Annotated in this window: 15 protein-coding genes; 6 read left to right on the forward strand and 9 right to left on the reverse strand. The window is 60.2% G+C overall.

All coding sequences use genetic code 11. The features are described 5' to 3' along the window. Nucleotides 1-60 precede the first annotated feature (60 nt). Nucleotides 61-507 (reverse strand): DUF4879 domain-containing protein, encoded by a 447-nt coding sequence (locus BSF40_RS14940; protein ID WP_095965673.1) that lies wholly within the window; start codon nt 505-507, stop codon nt 61-63. Between the two features lie 222 nt (nt 508-729). Between BSF40_RS14940 and BSF40_RS14945 the strand changes: the two genes are divergently transcribed. Together BSF40_RS14945 and trmA are read left to right on the forward strand one after the other, a co-directional pair. Then, entirely contained in the window at nt 730-2025 is a 1296-nt protein-coding gene (locus BSF40_RS14945) for an NCS2 family permease (protein WP_095965674.1), read from the forward strand. Continuing rightward, nucleotides 2022-3101 (forward strand): tRNA (uridine(54)-C5)-methyltransferase TrmA, encoded by a 1080-nt coding sequence (gene trmA, locus BSF40_RS14950; RefSeq protein ID WP_095965675.1) that lies wholly within the window; start codon nt 2022-2024, stop codon nt 3099-3101. Before BSF40_RS14945 ends, trmA begins: the two co-directional genes overlap by 4 nt. 54 nt (nt 3102-3155) lie before the next feature. Here the strand turns inward: trmA and BSF40_RS14955 are convergent, their stop codons facing one another. Further along, nucleotides 3156-3614 (reverse strand): DUF2442 domain-containing protein, encoded by a 459-nt coding sequence (locus tag BSF40_RS14955; protein ID WP_095965676.1) that lies wholly within the window; start codon nt 3612-3614, stop codon nt 3156-3158. Then, nucleotides 3611-4039, reverse strand: coding sequence for a DUF4160 domain-containing protein (locus BSF40_RS14960; RefSeq protein WP_095965677.1), 429 nt, complete (start codon nt 4037-4039; stop codon nt 3611-3613). Before BSF40_RS14960 ends, BSF40_RS14955 begins: the two co-directional genes overlap by 4 nt. A 226-nt stretch (nt 4040-4265) precedes the next feature. Here BSF40_RS14960 and BSF40_RS14965 point away from each other — a divergent pair, with 226 nt between their 5' ends. From BSF40_RS14965 to BSF40_RS14975, 3 genes are all read left to right on the forward strand, one after another. Then, complete coding sequence (locus tag BSF40_RS14965; RefSeq protein ID WP_095965678.1) at nt 4266-5177, forward strand: LysR family transcriptional regulator; 912 nt, start codon at nt 4266-4268, stop codon at nt 5175-5177. Between the two features lie 140 nt (nt 5178-5317). Next, complete coding sequence (gene aroQ / locus BSF40_RS14970; RefSeq protein WP_095965679.1) at nt 5318-5758, forward strand: type II 3-dehydroquinate dehydratase; 441 nt, start codon at nt 5318-5320, stop codon at nt 5756-5758. A 5-nt stretch (nt 5759-5763) separates the two neighbouring features. After that, nucleotides 5764-6618: a shikimate dehydrogenase gene (locus BSF40_RS14975; protein ID WP_095965782.1), complete on the forward strand. Its 855-nt coding sequence runs from the start codon at nt 5764-5766 to the stop codon at nt 6616-6618. Nucleotides 6619-6697: 79 nt separating this feature from the next. Here BSF40_RS14975 and BSF40_RS14980 read toward each other — a convergent pair whose 3' ends face one another. Together BSF40_RS14980 and quiC are read right to left on the reverse strand one after the other, a co-directional pair. After that, nucleotides 6698-7375: a TetR/AcrR family transcriptional regulator gene (locus BSF40_RS14980; RefSeq protein ID WP_095965680.1), complete on the reverse strand. Its 678-nt coding sequence runs from the start codon at nt 7373-7375 to the stop codon at nt 6698-6700. A gap of 102 nt (nt 7376-7477) precedes the next feature. Further along, nucleotides 7478-9379: a 3-dehydroshikimate dehydratase QuiC gene (gene quiC, locus BSF40_RS14985; RefSeq protein ID WP_095965681.1), complete on the reverse strand. Its 1902-nt coding sequence runs from the start codon at nt 9377-9379 to the stop codon at nt 7478-7480. Nucleotides 9380-9934: 555 nt separating this feature from the next. Between quiC and BSF40_RS14990 the strand changes: the two genes are divergently transcribed. Next, on the forward strand, nt 9935-11272 hold the full coding sequence (locus BSF40_RS14990; RefSeq protein ID WP_095965682.1) for an MFS transporter: 1338 nt from the start codon (nt 9935-9937) through the stop codon (nt 11270-11272). Nucleotides 11273-11335: 63 nt separating this feature from the next. Here the strand turns inward: BSF40_RS14990 and BSF40_RS14995 are convergent, their stop codons facing one another. The 4 genes from BSF40_RS14995 to BSF40_RS15010 all read right to left on the reverse strand — a co-directional run bounded on the left by BSF40_RS14995 (nt 11336) and on the right by BSF40_RS15010 (nt 15214). Continuing rightward, nucleotides 11336-12214, reverse strand: a complete 879-nt coding sequence (locus BSF40_RS14995) for a DMT family transporter (RefSeq protein ID WP_095965683.1) — start codon at nt 12212-12214, stop codon at nt 11336-11338. 109 nt (nt 12215-12323) lie between these two features. Continuing rightward, on the reverse strand, nt 12324-13139 hold the full coding sequence (locus BSF40_RS15000; protein WP_095965684.1) for a sugar phosphate isomerase/epimerase: 816 nt from the start codon (nt 13137-13139) through the stop codon (nt 12324-12326). Between the two features lie 2 nt (nt 13140-13141). Then, on the reverse strand, nt 13142-14197 hold the full coding sequence (locus BSF40_RS15005) for a Gfo/Idh/MocA family protein (RefSeq protein ID WP_095965685.1): 1056 nt from the start codon (nt 14195-14197) through the stop codon (nt 13142-13144). A gap of 240 nt (nt 14198-14437) precedes the next feature. Beyond that, the gene (locus BSF40_RS15010; protein ID WP_095965686.1) at nt 14438-15214 is read right to left on the reverse strand and encodes an IclR family transcriptional regulator; all 777 of its coding nucleotides are present in this window, start codon (nt 15212-15214) and stop codon (nt 14438-14440) included. Between the last annotated feature and the right edge of the window lie 55 nt (nt 15215-15269).

Here is a 15269-nt window from a genome sequence, read left to right on the forward strand (position 1 = left end):
GTCCACGGAATGATCTTTTAAGCGTAGTCAGCTTTCCCGCGCCTTGTTCGAGACATGTGGCTACTGGATGTAAAGCTGCGTCGACATCGTATTGCCGGGCGCATTGATCGAGGTATTGCTGAAGGTCAATGTGCCTTCCTGCTTGCCCGCCAGATCGAGTGCATACAAATAGCCGACGGTTTTTTCCCCGGGGGTGCAACTGGTCAGGTTGCCGTTCTTGAACGCGCAGACCGGTGTGCGGGTGCCATTCACTTCAAAACCGTCCAGGGCGACATGGGCCTCACGCCCGTAACCTACTTCCAGCACGTACACCGTGATGTTCGGGCCATTGTGATCGCAGCGCGTGCGGGTTTGCCCTTCGTCGATATTTTCAACGCCACAGGACGGCGACGCGACTTTGAGCACTTTCAATTGACTCAATGGCGGGGCCGATGCCGCCGTGGCCGTTTGCGCCCCGAGAAGCAACGCCATCAATACGCCGAACACGCTAACCAGACGCCTTTTCATGCAGTCCTTTCCACCCCGAAAAACCAGCGCGCAGTATGGCGCACTTGGCTTTGTCGCAAAACATCGACGACGATCACCGCCATAAGCAGCCATATTCCCAAGCTACTGGTATGATGCGCGGCTTTTTCCGGCCCACAGTAATTTCCAGGCGCGTTCTGCTGCCTGTGCTTTGCTGTTGAGGTCGATACATTCACGGCGCCCGGCGCGCCACGGGGAGCAGACATGCTGGAAAGGCTGTTTCAACTCAAGGCACACAACACCAACGTGCGGACCGAGATTCTGGCGGGCGTTACGACCTTTTTGGCCATGGCCTACATTCTGTTCGTCAACCCGAGCATCCTCGGCGAGACCGGCATGGACAAGGGCGCGGTGTTTGTCGCCACCTGTCTGGCAGCTGCCATCGGCTCGACGACCATGGGCCTGATCGCCAACTACCCGATCGCCCTCGCGCCGGGCATGGGCCTGAACGCCTTCTTTACCTACACCGTGGTCCTGCACATGGGCCATACCTGGCAAGTGGCGCTCGGCGCGGTATTCATCTCGGCAGTGTGTTTCTTCCTGCTGTCGATCTTCCGCATCCGTGAATGGATCATCAACAGCATCCCGTTGCCACTGCGTTCGGCCATTGCTGCCGGCATCGGCCTGTTCCTGGCGCTGATCGCCCTGCACAACGCCGGTATCGTGGTCAGCAACCAGGCGACCATGGTCGGCCTCGGCGACCTGAAACAACCGGCTCCGATCCTCGCCACCCTCGGTTTTGCCCTGATCGTCGCGCTTGAGGCCCTTGCCGTGCGCGGTGCGGTGCTGATCGGCATTCTGGTGGTGACCGTCGTTTCGATCGTGATGGGCTTCACCCCGTTCGGCGGCGTGATGTCGATGCCACCGTCCCTGGCACCGACCTTCCTGCAACTGGACATCAAGGGCGCACTGGACATCGGTCTGGTCAGCGTGATCTTCGCCTTCCTGTTCGTCGACCTGTTCGATAACTCCGGTACTTTGATCGGCGTCGCCAAGCGCGCCGGTCTGATGCGCAAAGACGGTCACATGCCGAAAATGGGCCGCGCGCTGATCGCCGACAGTACCGCCGCCATGGCCGGTTCCCTGCTGGGCACTTCGACCACCACCAGCTACATCGAATCCGCCGCTGGCGTGAGTGCCGGCGGCCGCACTGGCTTGACCGCCATCGTGGTGGCGTTCCTGTTCCTGCTGGCGCTGTTCTTCTCGCCACTGGCCGCCAGCGTTCCGGCCTTCGCCACCGCCCCGGCCCTGCTGTTCGTCGCCGTGCTGATGACATCCGGCCTGGCCGAAATAGACTGGGACGACATTACCGTCGCCGCGCCGGTGGTGATCACCGCGCTGGCAATGCCGTTCACTTACTCCATCGCCAATGGCATCGCCTTCGGTTTCATTTCCTGGACCGCCATCAAGCTGATGTCCGGTCGTGGCCGTGAGCTGAACCCGGCGCTGGTGATCCTGTCGATTCTGTTCGTGATCAAGCTGGGTTGGTTCAACGCATGACTTTTGATTCCCAGGCCTATGCCGTTCAACTCGAAGAAAAGGTCACGCGTTTGCGTGACCTGCTGGCCCCGTTCGATGCACCGGAGCCAGCCGTTTTCGATTCGCCACTGAAAAACTTCCGCCTGCGCGCCGAGTTCCGCCTGTGGCGCGAGGCCGGCGAACGGCATTACGCGATGTTTTCCCAGGAAGACAAACGCACCCCCATCCTGATCGAAGAGTTCCCGATTGCCAGCCTGCGCATCAACCAGTTGATGCCGCAGCTCAAGGCCGCGTGGCAAGCCAGTGCGGCTCTGAGCCACAAGCTGTTCCAGGTGGAGTTCCTGACCACGCTGGCCGGCGACGCAATGATCACCCTGTGCTATCACCGTCCGCTGGACGAACATTGGCATGCGGCGGCTTCGAAACTGGCGACGGACCTGAACGTCAGCATCATCGGCCGCTCCAAGGGCAAGCGCGAAGTCATCGGTCACGATTACGTGGTCGAGCAACTGGACGTCGGCGGCCGCACCTTCAGCTACCGTCAGCCGGAAGGCGCGTTCACCCAGCCCAACGGTACGGTGAACCAGAAGATGCTCAACTGGGCGTACGATGCGCTCGGGGATCGCTCCGATGATTTGCTGGAACTGTATTGCGGCAACGGCAACTTCACCCTGCCCCTCGCCACCCGCGTACGCAAAGTGCTCGCCACCGAAATCAGCAAGACCTCGGTCAACGCGGCGCTGAGCAATCTCAGCGAAAACGCTGTGGATAACGTCACCCTGGTGCGCTTGTCCGCCGAAGAGCTGACCGAAGCCCTGAACGAAGTGCGTCCGTTCCGCCGCCTGCACGGCATCGACCTCAAGAGCTACGAGTTCGGCAGCGTGTTCGTCGACCCGCCCCGCGCCGGCATGGACCCGGACACCTGCGAGCTGACCCGGCGCTTCGACAACATCCTGTACATCTCCTGCAATCCGCAGACCCTGGCAGCCAACATCGCCCAACTGCACGACACCCACCGCATCAGCCGGTGTGCGATGTTCGACCAGTTCCCGTGGACCCATCACATGGAATCCGGGGTGATGCTGACCCGGCGTTGATGGCATCTGCCAGGCACAAAAAAGCCGTCTTCACGACGGCTTTTTTGTGGGCACTTACACGACAACATCGACCTTGCGCGGGCGCCCGCCTTTCCTGCCGTTGGCCCGCGCGGCTTCAGACTTTGCGGCGCTGCTCTGGCGACCATTGCGTGAAGCGACCACCGAGGCCGCCATGGCCATCAGCGGCTTGCTCGCAGAAATCATCCCGGCGATAGACACATGCAGGTCCTTGCCTTCATGGCACAGTGCAGTCCCCGCATAGCCGACAGTCAGGCTGGCGTAGTCCTCCCGCTCAAGATCATCGAACTCCGGATAGTTGGCCACGGGCAACAATACGCCGCTGCCGTCTTCGAAGAGCACTGCCAGACAGGGGGCCAGACAGGGAGCCAGGTAGGTAACCGCTGTCGCTTGCAGGCTGTTTTTTCTACGTGACTCACCCCGTTCGATGGCCTTGTCCAGGCTACTTTCCGTTACGGGATTATCGGCCTGAACCCTGGCTTTTATCGTTTTCATAACTCGATCTCCACACTTTCCTGTGCACCGATCAAGGACAGCAATGTCTTGTTCGATTCAGGTACATAGCAAGCCGATCCAATCATATTGGTCGTACTGGCAACCCGTTTCACCACAACGACTTCGTTGCTTTGCCAGTCCCACAGTTGATTATCAAGACAGGCCGTTTGTAGTTTTCGCCACCAGATGCCGCGGGCGCGTCGCAAATGGGCGGGTTGCTTGAGCGATTGGCGCAAACCCTCAAGCACCGCCAATGGTGGCCGACGCGAAAGCGGAACGACATCCCAGAGCTCGACACCGTTGTGCCAAAAGCTGAACCTGAATCTTGCACTCCACGTACCCGCTTCCACATGCGCATGAGGCGGACAATGCTCGTCTCGCAACATGATCACTACCGACAGTCCTTTGAAACTGCATACCTTCATGCTAACCCATCCGTTAGGTTTTTGAATCCGAGGATCCGGCATTCCCTTGAAAATCCGACCGCTGGCATTGGAAGCCGAATCATTTCTCCCGTCCTCAGGCTAGCGTTCTGGTGCTTCCCGGACCTGCGTAACACCGCGCGAATTGGTAAGAAATCCTTTCTTTACAGCGCTGGCACCTGATAAATACTGATCCAGCGTCTTCATCTGATCCCCGGTGTAATCAATCATGCAGCGACAATTCGACGATCTTCAGTTGGGCAGCATTGAGCTGTTTTGCCTGGCCGCCGAGGCTGGCAGTTTTACTGCCGCGGCGCTGGTGGCAGGTGTCACGCCCGCTGCCGTGAGCCGATCGGTGTCGCGCATGGAAGAACGCCTGGGGGTGCGGCTGTTCGCGCGCACCACGCGTAGCGTGAAGCTCACTGACAGTGGTCGCCGTTATTACGAAGAATGTCGCCAGGCCCTTGCGCAACTGGTCGAGGCCCAGCGCGAGGTCATGGGCCAGCAGCAAGTGCCGTCCGGTACTTTGCGCATCAGTATTCCGACCACCTACGCGCATCATCGAATCCTGCCGCTGCTGCCCGAATTTCGGGCGCGCTATCCCGCGGTGAAAGTCGAGTCGCATATCAGCAATCGCAACATCGATTTCGTTGGCGAAGGCTACGACATGGCGATTCGCGTGCGAGCCATCCCGGATTCCGGTCTGATCGCCCGACAGCTGGAAGATGCCGCCCTGGTGCTGATCGCCAGCCCTGATTACCTGAAACAGGCCGGCATTCCGCAAACCCTCGACGACCTCGAACACCACGAATGCATTCAATACGAGTTACCCAGCAGCGGCCGACGCATTGCCTGGTTGTTCAACGATGAAGGCGTGCCCCGGGAGATTCTGGCCGAGGGCAACCTCAGTTGTTCCGATGATGTACTGGGCGGGGTGACGCTGGCCAAACACGGGGCAGGGTTGTTTCAGACCTATCGTTTTATCGTGGAAAAGGAACTGGCCGACGGCTCGCTGGTGGAGGTGCTCAAGCCCTACGGCGGGCGCTCGCGACCCTTCACCCTGCTGTACCCGCAAAGTCGGCATGTACCGCTGCGCTTGAGGGCTTTCATTGATTTTCTGGTGGAGCATTTGCCGCGCTGAACACAAAAAGTGTCCGATCATCGCCCACAAACCGCCAGTGTGCCGCCTCTTCAATTGACCAAATTAACTAGTTAGTACAATTTATCTCCACAGGCCGAGAACCTTGGCCGATTCCAACAATAAAAAGTGGAGAGATTCCGATGTCCCCTATCGTTCTGGTGCTCAACGGCCCGAACCTGAACCTGCTCGGCACCCGCGAACCGGCGACTTACGGTCACGAAACCCTGGCAGACATTTCGTCCCTGTGCGGACGCGCCGCCGAAGAGTTCGGCCTGGCGGTGGAGTTTCGCCAGACCAACCATGAGGGCGAACTGCTCGACTGGATTCACGCGGCCCGCGGTCGCTGCGCCGGGATCGTCATCAATCCCGCCGCGTGGACTCACACCTCGGTCGCCATCCGCGACGCCCTGGTCGCCAGCGAGCTGCCGGTCATCGAAGTCCACCTGTCCAACGTGCACGCCCGCGAGACCTTCCGCCACCACTCGTTCGTATCCGCTATTGCAACGGCGGTGATGGCCGGCTTCGGCAGTCACGGCTATCGCCTGGCGCTGGAACACTTCAGTCATCGTTTGAAGGGGTGATCGCCGTGACTCAGAACAACGTGGTACTGGCCGGGCTGATCGGCGCCGGCATCCAGGCTTCCCGCACACCGGCCTTGCACGAGCATGAAGGTGATGCCCAAGGGCTGCGCTACCTCTATCGTCTGATTGATCTTGATCAGTTGAAGCTCGACAGCAACGCCTTGCCCGACCTGTTGATGGCCGCCGAGCGCATGAACTTCACCGGTTTGAACATCACCTTTCCCTGCAAACAGGCAATCATCCCGCTGCTGGACGAACTCTCGCCGGAGGCCCGCGGTATCGGTGCGGTCAACACGGTGGTGCTCAAGGATGGCAAACGCATCGGCCACAACACCGATTGCCTGGGCTTTGCCGAGGGCTTTCGACGGGGTCTGAAAGGCGTTGCCGTTGAACGTGTCGTCCAGATGGGCGCCGGCGGCGCAGGGGCGGCGGTGGCCCACGCCTTGTTGAGCGAAGGCGTACGGCAACTGAGCATTTTTGACGTGGACATCCGCCGCGCCCAGGATCTGGCCGACAACCTCAACCAGCATTTCGGTGTCGGTCTGGCGATGGCCGGGTATGACCTGCCGAGCGCCTTGGCCCAGGCTGACGGCCTGGTCAACACCACGCCAATGGGCATGAAAAAACTGCCCGGCATGCCGGTGCCGGTCGAGTTGCTTCGAGCCGAATTGTGGGTGGCGGAGATCGTTTACTTCCCGCTGGAAACCGAACTGCTGCGCAATGCCCGCGCCCTCGGTTGCCGCACGCTGGATGGCGGCAACATGGCGGTATTTCAGGCGGTGAAGGCATTCGAGCTGTTCAGCGGCGTGGTGCCGGATGCCCAGAGAATGCTCGAGCACTTCCAGGGCATGAAGGACTGAAGATCAAAAAATCGCAGCCTTCGGCAGCTCCTGCGTCAATCGCATTGATCTGTAGGAACTGCCGAAGGCTGCGATCTTTTCAAACCTGCAAATAACGCAGCACCGACTCGCAAATCATCTCCCGATGACGCTGCTTGATGCGCTCATCCGGCAAGTCGATCTGGAAAATCTCACCCACGGTATGGCGGTTCGAGACGCGATAAAAGCAGAACGAACTGATCAGCAGATGCACATCCAGCGGCACCAGGCCGGCGCGGAATACACCCTCTTCAACGCCCCGACGCAGGATCACACCGAGGGAATCGAGAACGGTGTTGTTCAACGCCCTGATTGCATCGGAGCGCTTCACGTACTCGGCGTTGTGAATGTTTTCGATGCTGACGATGCGCACGAAGTCGACGTTGCGATCGTGGTGATCGAACGTGAATTCAACCAGCCGCCGAATCGCTTCCACCGGTGCCAGTTCGGTCAGGTGCAAACGGCTTTCAGTGTTGCGGATATCGCCGTAAAGTTTTTCCAGTACCTCGACGTAGAGCTGCTCCTTGCTGCCGAAGTAGTAGTAGATCATGCGCTTGGAGGTGTGGATGCGCTCGGCGATGGCATCGACGCGGGCCCCGGAAAGCCCCTGCTGGACGAATTCGACAATCGCCTCCTGCAGGATGTTTTCGCGGGTCTTTTCCGGGTTGTTCTTGCGACTCTTGCGCGGCTCGGCACCGGGTTCTATGGAGGCTGCGGGGAGTTCTGAAGTCATTGTCATTGCGGGCTCACGGCCATCACTGCACAGGCTGGCGATTATGGGCTGCGCGGCACGGTGAAGGAAGCCGCGCGGTCCACGTTTAATCCCGCGTTTACGAATTTCCTACAACTTGGCCTGACGGATGGCTCCGCTTCGGGATTTGGCCATGGCCGCCAGCCGCACCGCGACGTTGGCCGCGCCGTAGCCGGCATACCCGTTTTTGCGCTGGATGATTTCAAAGAAAAACCGCCCCTCGAACGGCTCGGTATACACGTGAAACAGCTCCCCGCCCTGGGCGTCGCGGTCATACAACACGTTGTAGTAGGCCAGTTCGCTGAGGAAATCGTCGTCGAAGTCAAACCGCGCCGCCAGGTCATCGTAGTAGTTGAGCGGGATATCCAGCAGCGGCACGCCCGCCTCTTTTGCACGGCTGACCTGGGCAAAGATGTCATCACAATCAAAGGCTATGTGATGCACTCCAGAGCCGCGATAACTCGACAGCGCGTGTGAGATCGCGGTGTTGCGGTTCTCGGAAATGTTCAGCGGCAAGCGGATCGAACTGTCGCGACTGCGCAAGGCACGGCTCTTCACCAGACCATAAGGATCCGGCAGCACCACTTCATCGTCCGCTTCGAAATCCAGCAGGCTCTTGTAGAACAGCACCCAACTGTCGAGGCTGTCGGCCGGCAGCGCCATGGCCATGTGGTCAATGCGCTTGAGGCCGCCGCTGACAGGCGCTTGCGGGTACAGATTGAAGTCCGTGCCATAAACATCGGCGTGTTGATCCACCAGATAGATCAGGCTGCCATCCGGCGCACGCACCGCCGCCAGCTCCAGCTCGTTGGGGCCGACCAGCCCGCGATAGGGCTGGCCCTTGTAGGCTACGGCGCGGGCCAGTGCACTGGCGCTGTCCTTGACCCGCACGGCCGTAGCGCACAGCGAAGGGCCGTGGGCTTCGAAAAAGCTGTGGCCGAATGAGTACGGTTCGGAGTTGAGGATCAGGTTGATATCGCCCTGACGCAGCAGGCTGACGCTCTTGGAGCGATGCTGCCCGGCCTTGACGAAACCCAGTCGCTCCAACCAATGGGAGAGCTTGGCGCCGAGGCTTTCATCCACGGCGAATTCGAGAAATTCGATGCCGTTGTACTCGCTGGCCTTGGGTGTTTCGAACAGAATCTCAGGGCTGGCCATTGGCTTGGCTTCCTGAGCCAGACGCTCGCGGGTTTTCTCTTCCAGATACAGCAACGAGCGCAAGCCGTCGGCGGCATTGGCCCGTGGCGGCGCGGCGCGGAAGCCGTCGTTGAAGATCTCCAGCGACAATGGCCCGGTGTAGCCGCTCTGGATGATCGGCGCGAGGAACCCTGGCAAGTCGAACTCACCCTGGCCCGGGAAGCAGCGAAAATGCCGGCTCCACTCCAGCACGTCCATGGCCAGGATCGGTGCGTCGGCCATTTGCACGAAGAAGATCTTGTCGCCGGGAATCTCGGCGATAGCACTTGGATCGCCCTTGAGCGACAAGGTGTGAAAGCTGTCCAGCAACACGCCAAGGCTTGGATGATCGGCCTGACGCACGATGTTCCACACCTGTTGATAGGTGTTCACATGCCGGCCCCAGGCCAGCGCTTCGTAACCGATGCGTAGACCACGGGCCCCGGCACGCTCAGCCAGCAGTCGCAGATCGTCGACCAGAATCTGTTCATCACCGATGGAGTCGGCCGACGCGTTGCTGCACACCAGCACCAGGTCGGTGCCCAGTTCCTGCATCAGGTCGAATTTGCGCTCGGCACGTTCCAGATTGCGCGACAGCCGATCACGCCGGCAGCCTTCAAAATCACGGAAAGGTTGAAACAGGGTGATGGCGATCCCGAGATCGGCGCACATCTGTTTAATTTCCCGTGGGCTGCCGTCGTAGTAGAGAAGGTCGTTCTCGAAGATCTCCACACCGTCGAACCCGGCGGCGGCAATGGCTTCGAGTTTTTCCGGCAGGGTACCGCTCAAGGATACGGTGGCAATGGAACGCTGCATATTTCGACTCCCGGTAATGGGGACTATCTTGTTAGGGGGGCGTCGCACGCCCGAATCCTTGCAGGAGCTGCCGAAGGCTCGGGCCGCTCCTGAAGGGATAGTGTTTGTCCTGGGTAAATTATTGGCCTGGCGATCCCGCACAGCAATTCAAAGTGTACTATCCGGTTAGTTTTGTGTTCGATTATCGAACACAATGGTGGTTGGCGAATTGACGATTTTTTGTCCACTGCGCAACATCAACACCACATTGGGTCCGGTCATGAATCACCGGCTCCCGGTTAACAAGACCCAGAACACCACATAAAAATTTCAAAAAACGGGTATACGCTCATGCGCTCCTTCTACGCCTTGCTCGATCACTCAACCGTCATTACGCCTTGCCTGGCGTCCATCCGCCCCCCGCGCACCGCTGGCACTCGCGTGCCGCTCGCTGAATAACTCGTCAGCCCGACGAACACAGCCGATCAGTCCAATCGCGCCCGTCGCCATCGATTGATCACGCGCCCTTGAAGTCCCGACGAGCTTCGCTTGTCAGTCATTGAACGGATGGCACACATGAATCCTGCACCTAGCTCACGCATGGCTCCGGCCATGAGCGCTGCCTCTGGCGGCATCGGCGACAAAATCCGCGGCGCCATGGCGGTCGGCAAAACCCGTTGGGGCATGCTGGCGCTGGTGTTTTTCGCCACTACCCTGAACTACATCGACCGCGCCGCCCTGGGCGTGATGCAGCCTATCCTGGCCAAGGAGATGAGCTGGACGGCGATGGACTACGCCAACATCAACTTCTGGTTCCAGGTCGGTTACGCCATCGGCTTCGTGCTGCAAGGCCGCTTGATCGACCGGGTCGGCGTCAAGCGCGTGTTCTTCTGCGCGGTGCTGCTCTGGAGCCTGGCAACCGGTGCCCACGGCCTGGCCACTTCGGCGGTCGGCTTCATGGTTTGCCGATTCATCCTCGGCCTGACCGAAGCGGCGAACTATCCGGCCTGCGTGAAAACCACGCGCCTGTGGTTCCCGGCCGGCGAGCGCGCCGTGGCCACTGGCATTTTCAACGCCGGCACCAACGTTGGTGCGATGTTCACCCCGATGCTGCTGCCACTGATCCTGCACGTTTGGGGCTGGCAAGCCGCGTTCCTGTGCATGTCGGCACTGGGCGGGATCTGGTTGCTGTTCTGGGGCCTGAAGTACTTCAACCCGGAAGACCACCCGAACGTCAAACAGTCGGAACTGGACTACATCCAGAACGAAGTCGAACCGGAACAAACCCGCGTACCTTTCTCGAAAATCCTGCGCATGCGCGGCACCTGGGCCTTCGCCCTCGCCTACTCGATCACCGCGCCAGTGTTCTGGTTCTACCTGTACTGGCTGCCGCCGTTCCTCAACCAGCAATACAACCTGGGCATCAACGTCACCCAGATGGGTATCCCGCTGATCATCATCTACCTCACTGCCGACTTCGGCAGCGTCGGCGGCGGCATCCTCTCCTCGTTCCTGATCGGTCGCGGCGTCAACCCGATCAAGGCGCGACTGATGTCCATGTTCCTGTTCGCCTGCTGCATCATCGGCGTCATCATGGCTGCCGGCTCCAGCAATCTGTGGGTCGCCGTAGCCGCCATCTCCCTGGCCATCGGCGCGCACCAGGCCTGGACAGCTAACATCTGGAGCCTGGTGATGGACTACACGCCCAAGCACATGATGAGTACGGTGTTCGGTTTCGGCGGCATGTGTGCGGCGATTGGCGGGATGTTCATGACTCAGTTGGTCGGCCATATCCTGACCGTCACCAACAACAACTACACCGTGCTGTTCACACTGATTCCGGCGATGTACTTCATTGCGCTGACCTGGATGTACTTCATGGCACCGCGCAAGATTCCGAAAGTAGAAGGCTGATGTTCCCTCGGCGCAGGCCCGATATCGGGCCTGCGCTTTTTTTTGCCTGCGTTTTGCCGCAGCTTAGCGGCGGCTTTGCTGCCAGGCCGCTGCCAACCCGCTGCAGCAGATCACGGCAATGCCGAGCACGGTGGTCAGTGTCGGCGTGTGGGAAAACAGCAGCCAGCCCAGCAGGCCGGCGAAGATGATCTGGCAATAGCTGAACGGTGCCAGCAGTGCCGGTGCCGCGAGACGGAAAGCCTGGGTCAGGAAGAGGTGAGCCGTCATCCCGCAGGCTCCCAGAGCCAGCATCATCGCGCCATGCACCAGGTTCGGCGTCTGCCAGAAGAACGGCACCAGCGCACTCATCACCAGCGTGTTGCACAAGCCTGCGAAGAAGTTGCTGGTGGTCGGGCTGTCGATCTCGCTGAGCTTGCGCGTCAGCAGTTGATAGAAGCAGAAAAACAACGCCGAGCAGAACGGCAGCAACACCGCCGGGGTAAACAGATCACCACCGGGGTGAACGATGATCAGCACCCCGCTGAAACCGAAAATCACCGCCAACCATTGCCCCCGCGTCACCCGCTCGCCAAGCAGCGGTACCGACAACGCGGTGACCAGCACCGGAGCGAGGAAGTTGACCGACGTGGCCTCGGCCAGTGGGATGTACATCAGCCCCGTGGTGAAAAACAGACTGGTGCCCAGCAGGCACAATGCCCGGATCAATTGCAGTAATGGCCGCTTGGTACGCAGCACCCGGAGCCCGGACTGCGGCAGGAAAATCCCGGCCATCAACAAGGTGTGAACCACGTAGCGCGCCCAGACCACCATGACAATGGGATAGAAACCGGAGAGGTATTTGGAAAAGGCGTCGTGGCTGGAAAACAGGAAGGTTGCGACAACGATCAGCAAGATCCCTTTGAAGGGCTGATTGACGCCGGAAAGCGGGGTGCTGACGGTCATTGGGTTTCCTTACTTGAAGTCAAAACATCGCAGGCAAGCGACGCTTCCACACAATCAGCCTAGAGCATGTGGGAGGCGTCGCCTGCCCGCGATCAATACACAGCAGCGCTTACAACCGCGCCAACAATTCCCGGCTTTTATCCAGCGCCATCTGCGCCCGATCCAATCCACTCACGCCCTGCTCCAGCAACTGCACGGTGGGAATCTCCAGGCTCAACGGAATGTCAGCCGGCAAACCGCGCAACAACCCCGGCAGGTCACAATCGCCATCACCAGGGAAACGCCGTTCGTTACGCGCCTGACGCAAGATCTCCGCCATATCGGCTGGTCGTGGTCCTGCGACGTCACACAACTGTGCATACCGTAACCGTGAGGGGACAACTTTGACCAGTTCTTCCAACCGCGATCCAGAGCGGTCGAAGTGAAAAGCGTCGACCAATACGCCGCCGTTTTCGCATCCGGCGTTTTCCACGATTCGCGTGGCTTGTTGAAGATTGCGCGCATCGGTCCAGGGCATGAACTCCAGATTCGGGTGCAGCCCATAGGCTGCCGCCAGATCACAGAGCTCGGCAAAATGCTGCGTCAGCCGCCGTTCGTCAGGATCGTTACCGGCCACCAGCAACTCACTGGCGCCGAACTCGGCACCCACCGCCAGGATTTTCTCGAAATCGGCGACAACGGTTTCCGGCTTGAGCCGCAGGATTTCGACGTCCAGCACCCGAATTCCGGTATCGCGCAGACGCGCCAGGGTCTGGCGCCGCAATTCTTGGTCGGCCACCAGGGCAAAATGGTGCTCCTCCGGGGTCGCCGGTACCAGACGCAAGCCGACATGGCTGTAACCGGCCCGCGCGGCGACCTCGACCATGTCGGGCGGTGACAACTCCAGCACGGTCAGGCTGGCCAGGGAGAAGATACGCTCGCTCATGCTCAACCCTCGATCAAGGATGGCGCGCAGGCACGCCCGGTTTCGGCGGCTTCGCGGATGGCCTCGATCAGCGCCAACGTACGCGCGGCATCGGCGGCACTCACCAATGGATCGACCTCACGCCGCGCAACACGTACGAAGTGCTGCAACTGCAAACGCAAGGCTTCATCGGCACTGAAGTTTTCCTGGGTCGCCAGCAACGGTTGATGCCAGCCGCCGTCTACTTCGTTGTAGTGCCAGCGTTTAAGCTGCGGAATGCTCAGCGCCCCACCCGTTCCGGCCAGCAAGTAGCACGGTTGATCAGGATGACGCGGGTACACCGGGTTCTCCCCCGAATCCAGCTCCCAACTCCAGGGCGCAGCCACCGCATCGGAGCCGGTCAGGCTGCCCAGTGCACCGTTGTCGAATTGCAGCAACACCGCCGCGCAATCCTCATTGGCAAATCCGCGAATGGCATTGCTGGTGATGGCCTGAACCTGACGCACTTCACCGCACAAATGCCGCAGCAGATCGAGGTCGTGGATCAGGTTGGTCAACAGCATCCCCGCACCGGCCTCGCGGCGCCAGGGTGTTTCAAAATAGCTGTCGGGCTTGCGCAACTGCCAGAGCGCCGTGACCGTGGTCAACCGACCCAATGCGCCGCTGTGGATAAGTTCGTGGGCGCGGACGATCAGCGGATTGTGCCGGCGATGATGCCCGACCAGTACCGGAACACCGCTGGCCTTCGAGGCGGCCACCAGCTCCCGGGCTTCATCCAGGTGCACGCCCACCGGCTTTTCCAGCAATACCGGCACGCCGGCCGCGAGGCAATCCAGGGCCGTGCTGACATGCTGCGTGTTCGGATTGGCGATTATCACGGCGTCCGGCTTCGCCTGCTCCAGCATCTGACGATGATCGGCGAAACAGGCTACGCCCCATACAGCCGCAAGGCTGGCCGCCTGCGGTCCGGGATCGGCCACGGCGCACAACGTCGCTTCAGTCAGGGATTGCAGATGCCGGTAGTGCTGCTGGCCCATGTTGCCAGCACCGATCAGGGCGATGCGAAGTGGAGAATTCAAGATGCGGTCCTCTTGTAAGTGTTATTGGAGCGATGAACTCCAATAATTTAGAACCCGGTTCCAGATTCTTACAGAGACCTATCCTGAAAGTGTTCGAACAGCGCACAGCTTCTCAAGTTGAACGTTGTTCAAAATGTGGGAACGGGCTTGCTCGCGAATGCGGTGTGTCAGCGCCATACAGATCGCATGACACATCGCATTCGCGAGCAAGCCCGCTCCCACAGTCGAATTGCACAGGCCTTAGTTGAACAACTCCGAGGCCAGGCTCGCTGCGCTCAGCTCCGCGGTGTACGCCAGCAACAACGGCGCCAGCTCATGCAGACGCTCTCCCGGCATCCGTGCACTCGGTCCGGCGATGCTGAGCACGCCGATCACCCGCCCATCGGCGGGATGGCGCACCACTGCCGCAATCGCCGAAGTCCCCACCGCCGAACTTTCCTCAACCCATGCATAGCCCTGCTCCCGCGCCAGACGCAGGCGCTCGAGCAACTCGATATTCGAGCGCGGCGCGTTCGGGCCCACATGTTCCGGCACCTGCGCGCCCTGCCGTTCCACCAGTGACAAGGCTTCGGCATCGCTCATGCACGCCAGCCACGCATGCCCCGAGGCTGTGTAGAACAACGGCGCATCACGACCCATGTCCGGGTCGTAACGCAGACCGGAACGCGCGCCCTGGGATTTGGCGATCCAGGTTTGACGCTCGCCGTCGATCACCCCGAGGCGCACCAACTCGCCGGTTTCCTGAGCCAGGCGGTCAAGCACCGGCTGCACGATATCGGCACCGCTGCTCGACAGGTAACGGAAGCCCATCGCCACCAGTTTGGTCGAGAGGTGATAACGCAAATTATCCGGATTCTGCCGCACGTAACCGAGGCGGATCAGCTCGGCGAGCAGGCGATGGGTCGCACTCTTGGGGATGTCCAGTTGCTCTGCCAGGGTCTGCATCGGCAGGCCACGGGGATCGCTGGTGAGGCTTTCGAGCACACTGAAAACACGTTCGATCTGACTGCCGGCCATGGTCGCTTCCACGCAAAATTTGCTCGATTCTAGAAGACAACCGCACGAATGCGAA

The organism is Pseudomonas sp. ACN5 (genome assembly GCF_002303975.1).
Taxonomy (GTDB): Bacteria; Pseudomonadota; Gammaproteobacteria; order Pseudomonadales; family Pseudomonadaceae; genus Aquipseudomonas; species Aquipseudomonas laurylsulfatiphila.

Bases quoted from the DNA above. Each gene is read 5' to 3' on its own strand.
- BSF40_RS14940 (WP_095965673.1), bottom strand. From the start codon at position 507: ATGAAAAGGCGTCTGGTTAGCGTGTTCGGCGTATTGATGGCGTTGCTT.
- BSF40_RS14945 (WP_095965674.1), top strand. From the start codon at position 730: ATGCTGGAAAGGCTGTTTCAACTCAAGGCACACAACACCAACGTGCGG.
- trmA (WP_095965675.1), top strand. From the start codon at position 2,022: ATGACTTTTGATTCCCAGGCCTATGCCGTTCAACTCGAAGAAAAGGTC.
- BSF40_RS14955 (WP_095965676.1), bottom strand. From the start codon at position 3,614: ATGAAAACGATAAAAGCCAGGGTTCAGGCCGATAATCCCGTAACGGAA.
- BSF40_RS14960 (WP_095965677.1), bottom strand. From the start codon at position 4,039: ATGAAGGTATGCAGTTTCAAAGGACTGTCGGTAGTGATCATGTTGCGA.
- BSF40_RS14965 (WP_095965678.1), top strand. From the start codon at position 4,266: ATGCAGCGACAATTCGACGATCTTCAGTTGGGCAGCATTGAGCTGTTT.
- aroQ (WP_095965679.1), top strand. From the start codon at position 5,318: ATGTCCCCTATCGTTCTGGTGCTCAACGGCCCGAACCTGAACCTGCTC.
- BSF40_RS14980 (WP_095965680.1), bottom strand. From the start codon at position 7,375: ATGACAATGACTTCAGAACTCCCCGCAGCCTCCATAGAACCCGGTGCC.
- quiC (WP_095965681.1), bottom strand. From the start codon at position 9,379: ATGCAGCGTTCCATTGCCACCGTATCCTTGAGCGGTACCCTGCCGGAA.
- BSF40_RS14990 (WP_095965682.1), top strand. From the start codon at position 9,935: ATGAATCCTGCACCTAGCTCACGCATGGCTCCGGCCATGAGCGCTGCC.
- BSF40_RS14995 (WP_095965683.1), bottom strand. From the start codon at position 12,214: ATGACCGTCAGCACCCCGCTTTCCGGCGTCAATCAGCCCTTCAAAGGG.
- BSF40_RS15000 (WP_095965684.1), bottom strand. From the start codon at position 13,139: ATGAGCGAGCGTATCTTCTCCCTGGCCAGCCTGACCGTGCTGGAGTTG.
- BSF40_RS15010 (WP_095965686.1), bottom strand. From the start codon at position 15,214: ATGGCCGGCAGTCAGATCGAACGTGTTTTCAGTGTGCTCGAAAGCCTC.